This is a genomic window from Rhodococcus sp. 1168 (assembly GCF_002091955.1).
Taxonomy (GTDB): domain Bacteria; phylum Actinomycetota; class Actinomycetes; order Mycobacteriales; family Mycobacteriaceae; genus Rhodococcoides.
In genome coordinates, this window is the sequence record NZ_MKKY01000084.1 from 107,100 (window position 1) to 125,285 (window position 18,186).

The 18,186-nt window shown below is 62.0% G+C and carries 13 protein-coding genes; 7 read left to right on the forward strand and 6 right to left on the reverse strand.

The window, feature by feature from the left end; all coding sequences use genetic code 11:
• Positions 1-104 precede the first annotated feature (104 nt).
• The gene (locus tag BJI47_RS19660; RefSeq protein WP_176224975.1) at positions 105-671 is read right to left on the reverse strand and encodes a hypothetical protein; all 567 of its coding nucleotides are present in this window, start codon (positions 669-671) and stop codon (positions 105-107) included.
• Between the two features lie 243 nt (positions 672-914).
• Here BJI47_RS19660 and BJI47_RS19665 point away from each other — a divergent pair, with 243 nt between their 5' ends.
• The 4 genes from BJI47_RS19665 to BJI47_RS19680 all read left to right on the forward strand — a co-directional run bounded on the left by BJI47_RS19665 (position 915) and on the right by BJI47_RS19680 (position 7,057).
• The gene (locus BJI47_RS19665) at positions 915-2,579 is read left to right on the forward strand and encodes an FAD-binding dehydrogenase (RefSeq protein ID WP_088945325.1); all 1,665 of its coding nucleotides are present in this window, start codon (positions 915-917) and stop codon (positions 2,577-2,579) included.
• Between the two features lie 111 nt (positions 2,580-2,690).
• Complete coding sequence (locus BJI47_RS19670; protein WP_088945326.1) at positions 2,691-3,932, forward strand: acetyl-CoA carboxylase biotin carboxylase subunit family protein; 1,242 nt, start codon at positions 2,691-2,693, stop codon at positions 3,930-3,932.
• Entirely contained in the window at positions 3,929-5,995 is a 2,067-nt protein-coding gene (locus tag BJI47_RS19675; protein ID WP_254900699.1) for a hypothetical protein, read from the forward strand. Before BJI47_RS19670 ends, BJI47_RS19675 begins: the two co-directional genes overlap by 4 nt.
• Before the next feature lie 60 nt (positions 5,996-6,055).
• Positions 6,056-7,057 (forward strand): DUF3089 domain-containing protein, encoded by a 1,002-nt coding sequence (locus tag BJI47_RS19680; RefSeq protein ID WP_254900700.1) that lies wholly within the window; start codon positions 6,056-6,058, stop codon positions 7,055-7,057.
• 25 nt (positions 7,058-7,082) lie between these two features.
• Here BJI47_RS19680 and BJI47_RS19685 read toward each other — a convergent pair whose 3' ends face one another.
• The 4 genes from BJI47_RS19685 to BJI47_RS19700 are packed head-to-tail and all read right to left on the reverse strand — an operon-like array spanning position 7,083 to position 13,784.
• On the reverse strand, positions 7,083-8,729 hold the full coding sequence (locus tag BJI47_RS19685) for a glycosyltransferase family 39 protein (protein WP_088945327.1): 1,647 nt from the start codon (positions 8,727-8,729) through the stop codon (positions 7,083-7,085).
• On the reverse strand, positions 8,726-10,222 hold the full coding sequence (locus tag BJI47_RS19690; RefSeq protein ID WP_254900701.1) for a glycosyltransferase: 1,497 nt from the start codon (positions 10,220-10,222) through the stop codon (positions 8,726-8,728). The genes BJI47_RS19685 and BJI47_RS19690 overlap by 4 nt, the downstream gene beginning before the upstream one ends.
• The gene (locus BJI47_RS19695) at positions 10,219-11,781 is read right to left on the reverse strand and encodes a hypothetical protein (protein ID WP_088945329.1); all 1,563 of its coding nucleotides are present in this window, start codon (positions 11,779-11,781) and stop codon (positions 10,219-10,221) included. The genes BJI47_RS19690 and BJI47_RS19695 overlap by 4 nt, the downstream gene beginning before the upstream one ends.
• A complete protein-coding gene (locus BJI47_RS19700) occupies positions 11,778-13,784 on the reverse strand; it encodes a hypothetical protein (protein ID WP_139804870.1) in 2,007 nt (668 codons plus the stop codon). The genes BJI47_RS19695 and BJI47_RS19700 overlap by 4 nt, the downstream gene beginning before the upstream one ends.
• Positions 13,785-14,093: 309 nt before the next feature.
• On the opposite strand from BJI47_RS19700, the gene BJI47_RS19705 reads away from it, so the two are divergent.
• From BJI47_RS19705 to BJI47_RS19715, 3 genes are all read left to right on the forward strand, one after another.
• Positions 14,094-15,215, forward strand: coding sequence for a beta-mannosidase (locus BJI47_RS19705; protein ID WP_254900702.1), 1,122 nt, complete (start codon positions 14,094-14,096; stop codon positions 15,213-15,215).
• A 75-nt stretch (positions 15,216-15,290) separates the two neighbouring features.
• Positions 15,291-16,715 (forward strand): MFS transporter, encoded by a 1,425-nt coding sequence (locus BJI47_RS19710; protein ID WP_088945404.1) that lies wholly within the window; start codon positions 15,291-15,293, stop codon positions 16,713-16,715.
• Entirely contained in the window at positions 16,712-17,131 is a 420-nt protein-coding gene (locus tag BJI47_RS19715) for a MarR family winged helix-turn-helix transcriptional regulator (RefSeq protein ID WP_088945331.1), read from the forward strand. Before BJI47_RS19710 ends, BJI47_RS19715 begins: the two co-directional genes overlap by 4 nt.
• A 15-nt stretch (positions 17,132-17,146) precedes the next feature.
• Here the strand turns inward: BJI47_RS19715 and BJI47_RS19720 are convergent, their stop codons facing one another.
• Positions 17,147-18,094 (reverse strand): YihY/virulence factor BrkB family protein, encoded by a 948-nt coding sequence (locus tag BJI47_RS19720; protein WP_088945405.1) that lies wholly within the window; start codon positions 18,092-18,094, stop codon positions 17,147-17,149.
• Positions 18,095-18,186 lie beyond the last annotated feature (92 nt).

Genomic DNA, 18,186 nt, shown 5'->3' on the forward strand with positions numbered 1-18,186 from the left:
GGTCGTGATTCGATCTCGGGATCGATTGTCCTGTCGCGCAGCCAATCGTAAGCGGCACAGTGGTTTCGAAGAACCCCTGTGCCGCCCGTAGTCAAGTGAGAGTCTTACGCGAACGGGCACCCCACGGTGTAGTTCCATTCTGTTCCGCCGGGGCCGATAACCTTGACCAGGACATTCGTGTCAGTACCGGGAGGAAGGTTGATCACGGCAGAACCGGTTCCCTCGTTCGTGTTATCGCCCACGTATCCCGTGCTGAAGACGAGCGCACCCTGGTAGAACACGTCGATGTTGTCCGGGATGTCGAGGGTTTCCCAGCGAAGCTCGAATGATGCCGGTCCGCTACGCCCGAGGTCATGGAGGGTCTGCGTCACCCCCGGACCACCTGCCAGTGTGTCCTGGTTGCAGAACTGACGCGGCGCGATAGAGCCTGTGCCGGGAAGGCTGTTGATCATGGAGCTGCCGCTGTTCAGAATGCCGATAGCGCCGTCGACGATGCTGCCGCCGTCGAGGATGCTACTTCCACTGTCGAGAACGGCGCTGCCACTACTGATTATGCCGTCGACGCTTCCCGTCGAGGGCTGTGCCGACGCGACGCCGGGCAGTGCGAGGGACACTGCAGCCAAAGTCACAGCAACCGTGATCGACTTCAATATTGTATTGCTACTCAACATGATTGCTCCAGAGGGCGAGGGAAAGTCCGTCAAAAGCAATCTTGACACCGCGCCGGCGGATCGAGTATCGGTCGTTCGAACTAATCGAAGGGGCGCGTCGTCGAGACCGAGTGGTTCTGCGATCGAAAGCGAGACTGTTCTTCGGCGCTGGACGCGGATCTCTATTGTCGAGACCGACACGCCATGGTGCACTGGCGTGCAGCAGAAGCGTGCAGGGGAACGATAAGGGGAAGAGGTTCGATGATGGATGCGGACGTAATCGTGGTCGGTGCTGGTCTGGCAGGTCTGGTGGCCACCGCCGAACTGGCCGACGCGGGCAAGCGAGTGCTTCTGCTCGATCAGGAACCGGAACAGAATCTCGGTGGCCAGGCCTTCTGGTCACTCGGTGGCCTGTTCATGATCGATACCCCTGAGCAGCGCAGGATGGGCATCAAGGATTCAACCGAGTTGGCATTGCAGGACTGGCTCGGCACCGCGACTTTCGACCGCGGCATCGACGACCCCAAGGGCGAGGACTACTGGGGTTACCAGTGGGCACAGGCTTACCTGGATTTTGCGGCGGGCGAGAAGCGCTCGTGGCTCCACGCGCAGGGAATGAGATGGGTTCCCATCGTCGGTTGGGCCGAACGCGGCGGCTACCTCGCCGAGGGCCACGGCAACTCGGTGCCACGCTTCCACCTCACCTGGGGAACGGGCCCCGGCGTTCTCGCCCCGTTTGAACGGCGTGTCCGCGAGGCGGCCGCGAAAGGCCTGGTGCGCTTCGCATTCCGTCATCGCGTGGACGAGCTCACCATGACCGACGGCGCCGTCGACGGCGTCCGCGGATCGGTTCTCGAGCCCAGCACCTCGGTCCGAGGTTCGGGTAGCACGCGGGTCGAGATCGAGGAGTTCGAACTTCATGCCGGTGCGGTATTGGTCACCGCCGGTGGGATCGGCGCCAATCACGATCTGGTGCGGGAGAATTGGCCCGCTCGATTGGGTGCACCCCCGACGTCGATGATCTCCGGTGTACCCGAGCACGTCGACGGACGCATGCTCTCCATCACCGAGCGTGCGGGTGGCCGACTGGTCAACAAGGACCGGATGTGGCACTACACCGAGGGAATCAAGAACTGGGATCCCATCTGGAAGAACCATGGGATTCGCATCATCCCCGGCCCGTCATCGATGTGGTTCGACGCACGCGGACAACGCTTCCCGGTCCCGAACTTCCCCGGCTTCGACACTCTCGGCACGCTGAAAACAATTCAGGACAGCGGATACGACTACTCGTGGTTCGTTCTCACACAGAAGATCATCGAGAAGGAGTTCGCACTCTCGGGATCCGAGCAGAACCCCGACATCACCGACAAGAACCTCAAACTCGTTCTCGGGCGGGTATTACCCGGAGCGAGCGGACCGGTAGAAGCATTCAAAGAGCACGGCGAGGACTTCGTCGTCGCAAAAACGGTGTCCGAACTGGTCGCCGGCATGAACAAGATTACCGGTGACAATCTGATCGACGCTCGCGATCTCGAACGGCAGATCACCGCACGTGACCGTGAAACCGACAACCCGTTCACCAAGGATCTGCAGATATCCGCGATTCATAATTCACGACGATCCCGCGGCGAGCGGATAGCACGCACTGCGTCGTTGCACAAGATCCTCGATCCCAAGTCCAGTCCGTTGATCGCAGTGCGACTGAACATCATCACCCGCAAGACCCTCGGCGGAATTCAGACCGATCTCGACGGGCGCGTGCAGAATTCGGACGGAACTGCGGTGCCGGGACTGTGGGCAGCCGGTGAGATCGCCGGATTCGGTGGCGGCGGTGTGCACGGATATCGATCGCTGGAGGGCACCTTCCTCGGCGGCTGCATATTCAGTGGTCGGCAAGCCGGACGTGCATTGGCACAGCGAGTGTGAGCGCGGCCGACAGACAGTACGCCGAGAGGTAGCCCGTCGGTCGCGAAGTGCGCACTCTGTACCGTGGAGCGGAGGACTTCGACCACGGAACACCGATTGGGAAGGATCTTTATGTCTCAGCCTGCACGGCTCGAGAAGAATCCGGACAAGGGCTACGTAGCACTACTCGGCTGGAGCTTGCCGGCTGTGGAAGCCCTCGACAAGTTCGACCGCAGGTATGTGGTCGTGGCTCCGGATTGGGCCGAGCAGTACTGCACTGAGCACGATATTCCCTATCTTCCGTGGAACTTCGAACGTCTCAACGACCGTTCGCTCGAGATCGCCGAAACACTGCGCGTTATGGGTGTCGACGTCGCGATCCCGCTGTACGAGGAAACTGTCGAGTGGGCCGGCGCCATCAACTCGGTACTGCTGGGCAACCCACGCCTGTTCGGGCAGGCGATGTTGTTGCGAGACAAGTCCCTGATGAAGCGTCGAGCACAGCTCGGTGGGATTCGCGTCGGCATCTTCGAGGAGGCTCACGACCATGAAGATGTGATCCGCTTCCTCAAACGCGTCAACCAAACTCTCCTCAAACTCGACGGCGACCCCAACGACCCTATTCACGTCAAAGCCTTCGACAAGGCGGGCTGCCTCGGCCACCGGGTGATCAGGACACCTGACGACGTCGACTCGATCCCCGACGAGGAATTCCCGGCTTTGATGGAATCGCATCTCGACGGCTGGGAGTTCGCCGTCGAAGCGTGGATTCACAACGGAAAGATCAAATTCCTCAACATCTCCGAGTACGTGACCCTCGGATACTCGGTGTTCGTACCCGCCACCCCCGAGCTCGAGAAATACCGCGATCAGATCACCGTCCAGATCGAGAAGCTGATCAAGACCTTCGAGATCGAATTCGGGTTCATCCACCCCGAGTACTTCGTCACCAGCGACGGCGAGATGTACTTCGGCGAAGTTGCTTACCGGCCACCAGGTTTCAAGGTTTTCGAGCTACTCGAGCGTGCCTACGGATTCAATGCTTACCAGGGCCTGGTACTGGCATTCGACCCGAAGACCACCGAAGAAGAGATCGACGCCTTCTTCCCCAAGGAGGTCGTCGACGCCACCGGTGTTGCCGGTTGCTTCGGTGTGTACCCACGCCGACGCGTAGTCAGTAACCTCGTCATTCCCGAGGTCACCTTGGACGACGACTACTACGAGACGAACGACCTCTCGACACCTGTCGAGGAGACCGTCACCAAGCGTACGGCTTTCGGTACGCACTGGGGATTGCTGTACTTCTTCGGTGAAGATCCGTATCGGATGCGTGATCTGCTCAAACAACAGGAAGAACTGGACTTCTACGTGTGAGGCACGAATTCGGGGACGACCGCACGCCACTGGCGCAGCCGACGGAAGAACCGGCGGCCACCGACGCGAGCACACCGGCCGATCGAGCGTTGACTTCACGTCTCGCGCAACTCGATCACGCGGCCGAGGCGTTCGCCACTGCGCCGGAGTTCACCAAGAGCTCCAAGCTCCGACGCGTCCTCGACTCGTTGCATCGTGTGCTGTCGCAATCCGGCGGCTGTGCAGCGATTCGTGAGCGGGCCGAACTCCTCGAGAACGCGGGACTGTTCGCCGGATCGGACTGGGCGCAGCCGGACATCCTCGTTCCGGCGTTCGTCGGCCCGAGCCTGCGAAGCGGCAACAACGACACCGTCGTGCTCGAAGCGACGAGTGAACTCCGGATGGTGGCGATCGTTGCCGGCGAATACGATCATCCGGCGGCGACGCCGGAGAATGCTCGCCGGTTCCTGTCCCAGGTCCTCGCCATGAACCTCGAAGTCTTGTTCACAGCGCCGTCGGAGGCCGAACGAGTTCGGCTCGGGCGCACAGCTCATCTCATTCGCGATCTGTTCGGTTACGTAGCCGAACAGATCGGTTACGACAGCGTTCTCGACGAACTCCTCGAAGAGATTTGGCGTGTGTTGCGTCAACGCCCGATTCAGGTGGACAACGTCAAGGCGATGGTCACCCGCATCGCGATCTACCGCGACGACCCCACCGTGGATCTCGGTACGTCCGGGCAGGGTCTCGATCGGTTGACCACGGCACTGTTCGGCACAACCGAAGCGTGTCGGGAGGACCCCGGGGTCGACGTCTACCGGTCGCGGCTCGCGGTCATGGATTCGGAAGCTCTGCAGTTCGAGGCACGTGGTTTCGCCCGCGCAATGCACGACACCGGGTTGGTCTCGCCCTATCACGCGACCCTCATGCGTCACCTGGTCGAGAACAACAGTTACGTGCTGGCCGAGGCGCTCGGACTGTCCGACACCGGCAGGACCTGTCTGCAGCGATATCCGGAACTCGTTCAGCGACTCGTTTCCGAGACCGTGTATCCGGAGACAGCACAGTGCCTTTACGGCCTGGCGCTGCTTCTCGACCGAGGGACGCTCTACGAGCCGCCGGTAGTCCCTTCCCTGTGGCGGCAGATTTCGTTGAAGCTGTCACCGAAGGTGCGCGAGAGAATGCTTGTCGCATTCGGTCCGGGTCCCGATCCGGAGTCGCGGTTGCTCGGTGGACTGTTGTCGATGCTCGGCCAACCACTCGGCGTCGGCCAAGGCGACAATCCCACGTGTCAGTCTGCGCGAGCACTGTCCATGTGGGCGTACAACGACCCGGACTACCTGCTGCAAATGGTCGTCTGGGCTGCGCGTGATGACGAGATCGTCATGCACTTCGAAGGTCAACCGATCTCCTCGACCGACAGCGTGGGCGGTGTCGCAACCACCGATCCGGTCGACCTCGATCCGGTCTCTTTGTTGTTGGTACCGCACCTCGACCGAATTTACGCAGAGATGGTCCGACGCTGCGCCGACCGCGAAGGCGACCCGCACCGCTGGGTCAATCCGGAGTTTCACGGCTGGTGGTCCGCACGGGAATTCCACATCAACGTCGACGTCGCGACCGGAAATCTGATCGATCTCGACGACTTCATTCGGCAGTTTCACGCCTCCTATCACCCTGCGTACAACGGTGGTCAGCCACTGATTCACCCGCAGCCGGCAGGCGTCGCCGTCACCGACAGTGCGGCCCGCTACATCGGCTGGCATGCGATCGCCATCCTGCGTGTCACCGCCGATCCCGACGGCATCATGCGGGTTTATTTCTTCAACCCGAACAACGACAGTGGCCAGGATTGGGGTGACGGCGTCGTCGTCGGGACCGCGGGCAACGGTGAACGAGCCGGCGAAGGGTCACTGCCGTTCGACCAGTTCGCTTCTCGCCTCTACATCTTCCACGCCGACCCACTCGAGGAAGGTGAGCCGGACAAGATTCCGGCGGAAGATGTCGAGAACATCATCGGATTCATCGAACGCAGTTGGGGCGCAGACAGGTTGCCTCGGGGCGCGAGCGAGGAAGATCGGTAGATTCCGAAGCGTTTTCTCGACTCCCCGCGGCTGGGCGTCTGCCCTGTTATCGTCAGCCTCGTGCCGATCCCACGTACTGCCGGTCTGGTGCTTCGCGCCGGTGTGCTGGCCATGATGTTCTTCGCTATGGTCGCTTCGCCGGTGTCCGCCGAACCTGCTCCCGCCGCGACGACGACCTGGCTGTGTCAGCCCGGCCAGCAAGGCGACCCGTGCGGCGGTAGGTCGGGCGCTCCGATCGACTGCTTCTACGTCTACCCGACAGCATCATTGCAACAGAGCACCAACGCCAACTTCGATACCTCTCCTGAATTGCGCGCAGTGGCAGCTCTACAGGCCGCTCCTTTCGGAGAGAACTGCAACGTATGGGCACCCGTCTACCGGCAGACGACGTTGCGCGCATTGTTCGCCGGGACCGCGGAAGAGCGCACCGCCGCCGGGAATCTCGCGTACGCCGATATCGAGAACGCCTGGGACGACTATCTCGAGCACCACAACAACGGCCGTGGCGTGGTCCTCATCGGACACTCCCAGGGCACGTTCGTACTGCGAAAGCTGATCGCCGATCACATCGATGGCCAGCCGATCCAATCGAAACTGGTCTCTGCGCTGCTGATCGGCGGGAACGTGCTCGTCCGTAAGGGCGAGGGTGTCGGAGGCGACTTCGACTCTGTGCCCGCATGCACCGATTCGACGCAGACCGGCTGTGTCGTCGCCTATTCGGCATTCTCGAATTCCGCACCTGAAGACGCAAGGTTCGGTCTACCGCCGAATACGAGCGGTCCCGACGTCGAGGTACTGTGCACCAACCCGGGGTCGTTACGCGACAACGCCGACGCTCCCATCCACGGAATTTTCGCGGGTCTGGAGGTCGACGGCTTCCATGCTCGGTGCACAACCGGCGAGGGCCCGCGCGTTCTCATGGTCGACGGGCAAGGGGCCTCGCTCATCCCGGCAGTGCCGGCCCCGAACTGGGGAATTCACCAGGTCGACATGAATGTTGCCCAGCGAGACCTGGTAGATCTCGTCGAAGTTCAGGGCGCGGCGTACGCCGCCGGTCGGTAGTCGAGCACCACTGTATCGATTCGCCTCAGTCGACGACCTCATAGATCCGCCAGTTCGGTTGATCTGCACCCGTAGTGGGGACCTCGAATGCGAGTGTGGAAATAGTGGCACCGTTGTCGTAGACCGTCGGATACCTGCGGTTGACGGCGTCGGATTCGCCACGCCCGGTGTTGGGAACGGTCAGCAGGTACTTCACTCCCGCTGCTGCCGGATCGTTGAGAATCGTGGTGAAGTCCTGGTCGGAGGGAACGACGAACTGCTTGGGATTCGACGACGCAGCGACCACCGCGAACCCGTAGACGGTGTCCACGAGAACCGATCCTTCGGGCAGATTCTGTGCATCGAGATAGGCGGCGAGTTCGCGTTCGGTGGCGAACGAGTCGATGATCGAGCGAGCTGCGACTGCATCGGCATCTTCGGCCGAGGGGGTCGGGTCGAGTAGATATCCCAGCGCATATTCCTGGGGAGCCAGCTTCGGCTGCACCATCGCCCAGCCGGTGACCGGCACTGCCAACACCGACAACACCACCAGCCCGACGCCGACCCCTGCCGGCACCATCGCACGAACCGGCCGGGGACGGTGGAACGCACCTTCTCGTCGCGTGTGCGGATTGCCTCGCGGCGGAACCAATTGCACCAATGCGACCACGGCGAGCGGTATCGCGCAGATATAGAACCGCAGAAAGCCGAAGGTGGAGCCGCCGATGAAGCTGACGGCCTGGAATGCGAGCACCGCCCCGAACACGACCGGGCCGACCAAGAATTCCAGATCGCGTCGCCGGAATGCGAGGACCGCCGATACCGGCAGTGCCACCAGCAGCGCAGGCCCCAGCACGACAATGGCCGTCACCGCGAACACGGTGTTGTCCAGCGCTGTCCCGGTCGAACCGCCGGACTGCGCAAGAATCGCGGCATTACCGTAGCCCGAGGACAATTGCGCCAACGCTTCCCCGGTGATCAACCAACTAGTCCCGGTCCACACCACGAATGCGGCAAAACCAGGCCCTGCCACGAGCACCCCGTCGAGCACGGCGCGACGAATCATCGTCCGCCACTGCGCTCGGCCCCGTCGCATCACCGTGATCACCGCGACCAGCACAGCGGCACCGGCGATAGCGACGACGCCGTCGTAGCGGGTGAGGTAGGCCAGCGCCAACGCGATACCGGCAACAACCAGATCGTGGACGTCGTCGGTATGTACCCAGCGAATCAAGCGCCGCACTGCCCAGCAGACGAAGAACAGAAACACTGCTTCGCTCATACCGTTCGCACCGTAGAAGACGATCATCGGGTTGATCGCGAACACCACCGTGATGAGCGTGCAATACCGGGTCGAGAGGCCCCGGTCGCGACAGATTCCGTACATCATCACGACCGCACCTGCCATGAACGCTGCCGAGACCACGATTCCGGAGATGTTCCACCGGGTGATCGCCGGCCACCACGAAGACAACGCAACGATCGGCAACTGTGCCAACGCAGTCAACGGGGTGAAGATGAATCCGATGGCGGACACATGTGGGTCGCGGCTCAGGAGAACCGACTGCGCAGCCGAGGTTCGCGACAATGCGTCGCCGAGTAGGTAGCCGAACTTCAGGCTCAGCGTCGACCCGATCGCAAGGTAGCCCGCCAACGATGCGGTGAAGACGATCCACGGTGTGCGAGAGCTCACGGAAGAGCCTCTTCGGTCTCGGCGGCTGCCGCGGTCGGGGTGTTCAGTCCGTGAAATGTCTTCTCCCAGTATGACGGGTTCCGAATGAGCTGCCAGCATCCCTTGATTGCAGCAACGCTCATCATCACCCAGTACAGCGGCATCGTCAGGCTCGGAACGAGAAGGTAGGCGTTGTCGCTTTCCCGACTGGCGATCAGGTACATGTAGATGGTGGCGACGTTGCCGATGATCAGTGACACCAGCGAGAAGTAGTAGATGTACGGCGGGAACAGTGCGGCTATGAGGTCTGGTTGCCCGAGAATCCAAGCGGCAGTTGTGAACCAGAAGATCATGTTGATGCAGGCACTGATCGGAGTGCCCGCCAACAACAACGTCAACCGGTAGGTGCCGACCGGACCCAGCGCACGCACGGTAGCGACGGGTCGACGCATATGCACCAACCACGTCTGAAGGTAACCCTTGTACCAGCGTGATCGCTGTCTGACCCAGTTGATCGGGTCACTGTTCGCTTCCTCGAGGGTGATCGAATCCAGTACCGCGGTGGAGTAACCGGATGCGGCGATACGCACTCCGAGATCGGCATCCTCGGTGACGTTGAAGCCGTCCCACGCGCCTACCTGCTCGATCACGTCGCGCCGAAGATGGTTGGATGTGCCGCCCAGCGGAATCGGTGACGTACTGCGCATCAAGCCGGGGAGCAGGTAGCCGAACCACAGCGCATAGTCCGCGGTGAACCATCCGGTCAGCAGATTCTGAGAACCGTTGTGGAATGCCAACTTTGCCTGTACGCAGGCAACGGTATCGGGCAGCCGGTCGAACGCTGCGATGACCCTGCGCAGCTGTAGAGGTTCGGGAAGATCCTCGGCGTCGAAGATCGTGACGATGGTTCCGGTCGCAAAATGCAGTCCGTAGTTGCAGGCCTTCGGTTTGGTACGCGGGTCTCCGGCAGGGACGAGGATGACCTCCACGATCTGGCTGACGCCACTGCGCGCCGCCGCGTCGATGGTGACGTCGTCGTCCTCTTCCAACAGCAGCAGAACTTGTAGTTTGTCCGGCGGATAGTTCAGGTTGGTCATGGCCGCGATGAGGTCGCCGACGACCTCGGGCTCGTTGTATGCCGGGACCAAGATCGTGTACGCGGGGAGAAGTTCGTCCGGAATCGCGAGTGCTTGCTCATCGGTGACCGTCACGATCGCTGTCGCATCCAGCCCTCGGGAGAAGATCAACAGGCGGTCGAACATCATCGCCAGATAGCCCAGCGTGCACAACACCGTCAATACCAGCAGTGTCGGAACAGGATTCAGTAGGGCGCTCACCAGAGTGAGAACGGCGATGGAGATGGCGGTGTACTTCTGCCACGGCACGAAGGCGATCGCAGCCGACGCCAATGGATTTCGTCGGGCGAGTCCGTTGATGGCGTCGTCGAGCGCCTCTGCGCGAAACTCCGCTGTCTCCTCCCCGACGCGCGGCGGCGTCCGCGGCGTGCTGTTCACTGTCCACCTCTGGTATCGATACTCCATTGCGCCCGAACGAGACCGGTACCGAACGAGGCCAGCAGCGTGCGGTCTTTGTACTCCGGTTCGGTGTCGGCGATGATGGAATTACCGCGAAGGAATGTTGCGAGACTGGTACCGACATTCGACGCCATCGACGGTATCGGCCTGGGGAACGTAGCGCCGTCCTCGTGATTGTCCACGCTGATGATCGTCACCCGCTGGGTGACGTCACCGCGTACCCAGGTGAAGACCAATTTTGTCCAGGTCAACAACAATGCGTCGCTGACCGAGGTGTACAGGGTTCCGGTGACTCCGTGTCCGAGGGGCACCTGGAGTGGAGCGCTGGTACGGGTATTGCTCAGCCGATACAGAGTGCTTTCCGGATAGATCGCCAAGCTGGCTCGGTTGGTGGTGGAGAGGACGTCCACGACCACCGTTCGTGGTCGTGATTGGATGTCCCACTCGGGGTTTCCGTCTTCGGCTTTCATCGTCTGCCGGGTCAGCGTCGCTGTTTGCCCGAAGTACGAGCGCACCCAGTCGTACGATTGGAGGGATGTCCGGCTCCAACCGGTCGGCGGAGCCAACGGTACGGACGTCGATCCCGGAGGGCCTGCGGTATCCGGGATGACCGTTGTCTCGGGCAGCGGGAGAATGAGCAGGATCACCGCAGCAACGATCACCATGATCGCCGAACTCGGAGACCTTTTCGCCGAAGACGAGGACATGCCCTTCGGCAACGGTTTCTTGCTCTCACCGCGCCGGGAGAGCAAATAGAATCCCACCCCGATCACCATCGAGGCACCGACCGTCGGGATGAGCTGCATCAGAACGACGTCGATTCGAGGCCAGAGGGCCAAGATGAACGCCAGCACCGCGAACCCTGTCGCCACCGTGCAGACGAATCCGAGCCACGCTCTACGACGAGTACGACCGACGGCTATCGCGCCTGCGACCCCGCCCAACACCACCAGCACTGCTCCGTAGGCGAATCGGCTTCCACCGACGTTGATGGCGACCAGCCGATACATCAACGGGCTCAAAGCCAGCAGCAGTAACCACACCGACCAGAACCGACCGACCGGGCGAAGCCCGAACAACAGGATCGCGCCGCCGAAGAAGAACACCAACGCCGACAGGACATCGAGGTGCGCAAGTGCGTACTGCTCGGCGTAACGCGGCAACCACAAGGCTTTGACGGCGATGGCTACCAGTAACGCGAGACCGCCGACAATGACGTCGGTCTGTCGATCATGAATCGGCAACTCTCCGGCCCGGCGGCGAGCCACTCCCTGCGCTGCCACGGCCGCCAGAAACGGGAGCACGAAAATATAGGCGGTGATGGCACCGTTCGAGGCTTCCTCCATCACCCGTTTCCAGGTCGGAAAGTACGCGACGATGACGCATCCGATGAGCAGAAGCCACCGAAACACGATCATCGTGGCCGGATGCGCCGTCCATCCCGTCTTCTCCGGTGCTGGATCGAGTTGTTCGACGTCGTCGCTGCTCGAGTCCCCTTCCCCGGTGTTGTCGGGTCCGGCCTCGGCATCGGCGGTCATGACGGCGGTGAATCGTCGCGGCGGCGGTGGCGACGGCGACCAGAGCGGCGAGAACGCACAACGAGGACGACCGCACCTACGAGAGCGACGAGCAATACTGCGCCGGCGATTCCGAGAAGCGTCACGCTCAGGCGATCGACGCCGGACCCGCTGGCCTCCGTCGCCTCCTCCGATGACTCCCCTGCCAGGTCCCCGCTCGACAACGACACCGGTTCGATTCCCGGTACAGCGAAGAGAATGTCACCGCTGCGGCCGAACCAACGCGACGGATCTGCGTCCAGCCAACCCAGAAGTGCGTCGAGCCGGCCCCCTTTGCCTGTCGACGATGCCACCAACAATGCCTGGTTGTTCTCGGTCGTAGTCACCTGCAGGCTGGCGTAAGGCACCCCTGGATCGACGGTGAGCGAAAAGTCGGTGTCGGTGTCGGTGGATTCCGGCGTTGCGATCGAGAACGTCGTAGCCCCGGACGAGGACAATGGCAATGTGAGCGAGTCCGGTAGACCGCCGTCTGCTGCGATCACGACGGCCGGGTCGGAGCTGGCGAGCGCGTCGTCGAGAGAAACGACCTGCGGCATGATCGGCCTGGCGGACAGGCGCTGCAGTCCGGTCACGACCGAGACTGCACGGGCGGTATCGGCGAAGGTTTCCTGGGTCATCGCTACGTCGAACTGCGGCATCAAGGCTTGCGGCAGCGATCCGAATCCAAGCGGAGCCGGCGTCGAGGAAGGTCCGGATCGGACGACAGTGGAACCGTCGACCGTGATCGTCGACGCTGCCTGCGTGCCACATCCGGCGGCCGAATCCGAGGGGTGCTCGACGCTGACGTCGAGGGTGGTAGCTTTCTGCAGCTCGGTGTTCGGGATCTCGACCCACTGATCCAACCGACCGGAATCGTCGGCGGACCACGATGCGATCGTCTTGCCTCCCACTCCGGCAGTGATCGATCCGACGCCCGGGGTGTAATTTCCGGTCAGATGCAGCGACACATCCGAGACCGAGCGGCCGAGGCGTGCTTGATCGAGCGTGAGCGACGCAGTGGCGGTGGTGTCACCTTTCCCCGTGACAGTCCCGATTCCGAGATCGTCGAGTGTCGTCGAGTCGGGTGCGAGGACCGCTCGAGGAGCCGACGCCCCCGCGAGTGCTTTGGTCGTCACCGCCAAGTCGGAAATCTTGCTGGTGATCAATCGAGTCTGGTCGGACAGCGCCGTACCGCTACCTGTGACGAACAGCCGTGGAGGTGATTGATCGAGCGGAAAGATCAGTTCTGCTGCGGCGTCCTTGTTCTCGGCCACGACGACGGACCGTTCGAATGTCTGGTCCGGCTGCGATCCTTGCAATTCGGTATCCGGGCGCACGACGACTCGAACGGGTTGCGAACCGTAGTAGTCGATCACCGATGTCGTCAACGTCAACACTGCCGAGATCATGTCGCGGTTCGGCTGGGCAGGCATGAACACAGTGAGCTGCCGAAGTACCGGCGGCAGGAACTCGGAGATCGTGCGCGGGATCGACGGCACCCCGGTGAAATCGACTCGGGCGTCGAGGAGTCGCAACTGCGTGTCTCGGACATCGGGGCAGAAGCCGGCGTCGGGAATCAGCGTCGACGCGAAGTCGAGTGTCATGGCTCCGTCGACAACTGGAACTGCTGCCAGCGGGATGGAGATCGGAAGCGTCGGTGCGTCACCCCCGAGCGCGACACGTGAGATGGGCCGGTTGCCGGACTCCACGTCGATCCAACCTCGATCGAGCCAGGCCGGGACGGTGAGCACCGCGTTCAACGACGCCGGCCCGGTACCCGGTGGCACCGGCACGGTGATCTGAGTGCGGCCACTCTGCCCATTCAGTGCAATCGAACCACCTAGGCCGGTCTCGCTGAGGGACAGCGAGATCGGGCCCGTCTCGTCCGCGTCCTGCGCCTGCGCGATACCCGGCACCGAAGAAATAACCATCATCGCAACGATCCCACTGATCGCGGCCATTCGAGCGGTACTGCGTGAAGGCATACCAATAGTCGACGACATCAAATAGCCCGGCCCTTTAGGTGGAAGTGGCATCTCTCGAGAATGATTATGACCGATCAGCAGCGAACAGCCCTCGAAGTACATTCGAATTTATCGTCACCCCTGGTGACCAGGTGAAGGGACCCCAGGAAAGCGTCGAGATAAACAATCTCCACGACCAATACCGATGCGCATTTCGGTATCGAAGAATACTTTTGTGAAGTTTTCCGAGTCCGAATAAGTTACGAGCCGATATGCCATTCAATGGGAGCGGATATACCGACTGTCAATACCAGGCTTATCATCTGCGATATGCCGAGCATGGTTCGTTTCCGTCGAGTCGCCGCCGTGGCACTCGCGGGACTCCTCGTCACCGTCACCGGTGCAGTACCGACAGACGCTGCGCCGTCGCCGGGAGCTCGCGTGAGCGCGGGCGCCGACGGACTGACACTCGACGGCGCACCGTGGTGGCCGACGGGTTTCAATGCCTACCAGCTGGCGACGGATTGGTCCGTCAATGCCGGGTGCGGGGCCATGGTCGATCTCGACAGCTACTTCGCAGCGCTGCCTGCACACTCCCTGACACGCTTCGACGCGTTTCAAGCTCTCGCGATCAACCGCTTCACCGGCAACCTCGATTTCGGCCCCATGGACGCAGTCTTCGCCGCAGCGGAGGCGCACGACCAACTTCTCGTCCCTGTCCTGTCACCTCAGGACGGCGCGTGCGAGGACAACGTCTTCAAGGATCGACAGTGGTACATCGACGGCTGGATGACGCCACCGCCCTCCCCCACCGCAACTGCACTTCTGAGCTTCGAACAATGGGCTGACACTGCCGTTGCGCGCTGGAAGGACTCACCTGCACTGGCTGCGTGGGAACTCGTCGGCGAACCGGAAACGAGTACCTGCACCGACGCGAATTGTTCCTGGGAGAGTCGAACCTGCACCTCCGACGCGGATGAAGTTCTACGCACCTTCTTCGATACCGCCGGTGCACGAGTGCGCGCTCTCGACCCACGCACCTTGATCACCGCGGGCCTGACCGGCGGAGGCCAATGCGGAAGCCAGGGCGAGGAATACCGCTATCTGGCGCAGTCACCAGCTGTCGATGTTCTCCAGTACCACGACTACGGCGCCGACGGGGTCGCACTGCCCGGCGACCAGTGGAACGGGCTCCAGCGTCGGATCACCCAGACGGCGGAGGTCGGTAAGCCCCTTGTGGTGGCCGAGATCGGCGAACTCGCGGGATCCTGTTCGACTGTGGAGAATCGTGCCGCACACATCGAAGCGAAGATCGACGGTCAGCGGGCTGCAGGTACCGCCGGGGCACTGCTGTGGGCGTTCGTTCCGGACCCGAGACCGACAGAATGCAGTTTCGACATCGGGCCGAGCGATCCGCTGTGGCAGGTCCTCGAGCAGGGAACCTCGAACTAACCGCTTGCACAAGTGTGCCCCGAGTATTCATACTTGAACTAACATTTGTAGATGTACAACTATCGGGCGGTCCATATGACAGAGTCTTCGTCACAGCGCCGATACCTCGTGCTCGGCATCTGCTGCCTCAGCCTCTTTCTGGTCAGCATCGACAACACCATCGTCAACGTCGCACTTCCTTCCATTCGGGCCGAGCTGAACTCGTCGGTGGCCGGTCTTCAATGGATCATCGACGCGTACACCCTCGTACTGGCGTCACTGTTGATGCTCGGCGGATCTTCCGCAGATCGTTTCGGGCGCAAGAAAATCTTCATGATCGGCACCGGATCCTTCGTCATCGGATCGCTGCTGTGCAGTGTCGCGCCGTCACTGGGCTGGTTGGTGGCATTCCGCATGGTTCAGGCCGTCGGCGGATCGATGATGAATCCGGTCGCGATGTCGATCATCACCAACACATTCGACAACCCCAAGGAACGCGCAGGGGCGATCGGCGTGTGGGGCGGCGTCGTCGGAGTGTCGATGGCTGCGGGACCACTGCTGGGCGGGGTGCTCGTGACTTCGGCAGGGTGGCAGTCGATCTTCTGGGTGAACGTACCGATCGGACTTCTCGCGTTGGCACTGACGTGGAAGTACGTTCCGGAATCCAAGGCACGGCATGCGCGCAAGTTCGACCCGGTGGGTCAAATCCTCATGATCGCATTGCTCGCCGGTCTGGTGTTCACCATCATCGAGGGCTCGGCAGTGGGCTGGACCTCCCCACTCATCCTCACGACGGGCGCGGTGACCTTGGCATCGCTCGTCGGGCTGATCCTGGCGGAGTCCAGACGCACCGAACCACTCATCGAACTGTCGTTCTTTCGCAGCGTCCCGTTCAGCGGCGCCACGATCATCGCCGTGTGCTCCTTCGCATCACTGGGTGGCTTCCTGTTCCTCAACACCCTGTATCTGCAGGACGTCCGCGGCTACTCCCCGCTGCACGCCGGCCTCTACACGTTGCCGATGGCCTTGATGACCCTCGTTTTCGCCCCGATCTCCGGCCGTATCACCGGATCCCGCGGGCCGCGGATCTCACTGGTTGTCGCCGGGGTCGGGTTCATCGTCTCTGCCACGATGCTCACCCGTCTGACTGCGGACACGTCCTTCGGCTGGCTTGCGGTGTCGTACATCATTTTCGGTATCGGCTTCGGTGTGGTGAACGCCCCCATCACCAACACCGCAATATCGGGCATGCCACGTAGTCAGGCCGGTGTCGCATCCGCGATCGCGTCGACGAGTCGACAGGTCGGCCAATCGCTCGGAGTCGCGGTCGTCGGATCGATTGTGACCGCAGGTCTGGTCGGCAGCTTCGAGGACGGTTTCATCGACGCTGCGAGACCGGCCTGGACTGTCATGTTGTGCGCCGGTGTCGTGGTTCTGATTCTGGCCGTCGTCACCACCGGAGGATGGGCGCGCGGTACCGCGCACGCGGTCGCCTCCCGCTCGAAGGAGCTGGTCACGTGAGCGCCCCCGACGTCTGGGCCGACATGCGCAGGCTCGTCCTCGAAGTGTCCGATCCACACCGCGCCGTCGTCGCCGCGACAGGGGAGAGCTTCTTTCGCACCAAAGTTCTCCGACGGCTCCTGGACGGGCCGCTCTCGGCGGGCGAACTGACCGAACAACTCGGTTCCGATCCGCCGTACCTGTCGATCACTCTTCGTGATCTCGAAGCCAGAGGCCACCTCGTACGCACGGAGGACCCGTTCGACCGACGTCGACGCGTCGTAGCCCTCACCGACTCCGGGCGTGAGCTCGCGCGGATAGCGAACGACGTCCTTCGAACGCCGCCTGCGGCCTTGTCCGCTCTGAACGAGGCAGACCTCGCTACCTTGGCGCGGATTCTGTCTTCGCTGGTCGACGACTCGGCCGCGTCTGCATAGGCTCACACGCCGGCGTCAGTCTTCGTACGTGACGACGATGTCCTGAAACCCCTTGTTCCGCTGCGCTTCTGCTTGGCCGGTGTAGGACTTCTTGTCCCCCTCGGTGAGTTCGACGTTGTCGGTGAACGGCGTCAGCAGCGCACGAGGATGCAGTCGGTCGACTCGAACGGCATTGATCTCTATACAGAGAACGATGAGTATCGAAGCGACATAGAGGAATCCGAGCAGACCGAGGACGATTGCGAAGACGCCGTTGCTGGTGCTGGCATTGCCCACCACATATCGGATGTAAATCCCTCCGAACGCTTGCAATACCTGCCAGATCACTGCGGCGATCATTGCCCCCGGCAGTACGTCCCGGAGGGTAAGCGGACGTGGAGTTCCGATTCTGAACGCTGCGGAGAAGACTGCGGCGTTGACTACAACGGCCCCGATCAGGGCCAGCGTGCCCCCTGCAAACCCGAAAACGCCAGAGGATGCGACGGCATTGAGAACTGTGAGCCCGATGATGGCGGTACCGACAGTGCTGAGCAGCAGAAGACCTCGCAGGCGTGCTCGCAGCGGGTCGGGCTGCTCGTTGCGTGGAACGGACCACGCTGTGTTCATTGCGTACTGCGCGGCGAGCGAGATACCGAGCCCGCCGTAGAGCGAGCCGACTATGCCGATCACAATCGCCGTCACACCGCCGCTGAGACGATCCGGTTCACCTAGTTGATCTCCGATGACGGGTATCTGGCTCATCGCCGAGTCGAGAATGGTGGCCTGCAGGTCCGGATTACCGGCAAGCACGATGCCCAGCAGCGTGGTGAACAAGAGCAACAGCGGAAACAGCGACAAGAACGCGTAGTACGCGATCAGGGCAGCGAGGTATCCGCCGCGGTCGTCGAGGAATTTGTACACCACGGCCAGCGGGAATCCCGCCGATGGATGCCTTCTTTGAAACTCGTCCAGTCGCGCCAGCATCATCGGTCGAATCCAGCCATGCTTGTCACACTCCTTCGCCGCGCCACTCGCGACCGGATCGCACATACCCGCTGCTCACCCATCCGACACCG

Bases quoted from the DNA above. Each gene is read 5' to 3' on its own strand.
- BJI47_RS19720 (WP_088945405.1), bottom strand. From the start codon at position 18,094: ATGCTGGCGCGACTGGACGAGTTTCAAAGAAGGCATCCATCGGCGGGA.
- BJI47_RS19695 (WP_088945329.1), bottom strand. From the start codon at position 11,781: ATGACCGCCGATGCCGAGGCCGGACCCGACAACACCGGGGAAGGGGAC.
- BJI47_RS19670 (WP_088945326.1), top strand. From the start codon at position 2,691: ATGTCTCAGCCTGCACGGCTCGAGAAGAATCCGGACAAGGGCTACGTA.
- BJI47_RS19660 (WP_176224975.1), bottom strand. From the start codon at position 671: ATGTTGAGTAGCAATACAATATTGAAGTCGATCACGGTTGCTGTGACT.
- BJI47_RS19700 (WP_139804870.1), bottom strand. From the start codon at position 13,784: ATGCCTTCACGCAGTACCGCTCGAATGGCCGCGATCAGTGGGATCGTT.
- BJI47_RS19710 (WP_088945404.1), top strand. From the start codon at position 15,291: ATGACAGAGTCTTCGTCACAGCGCCGATACCTCGTGCTCGGCATCTGC.
- BJI47_RS19665 (WP_088945325.1), top strand. From the start codon at position 915: ATGGATGCGGACGTAATCGTGGTCGGTGCTGGTCTGGCAGGTCTGGTG.
- BJI47_RS19705 (WP_254900702.1), top strand. From the start codon at position 14,094: ATGCCGAGCATGGTTCGTTTCCGTCGAGTCGCCGCCGTGGCACTCGCG.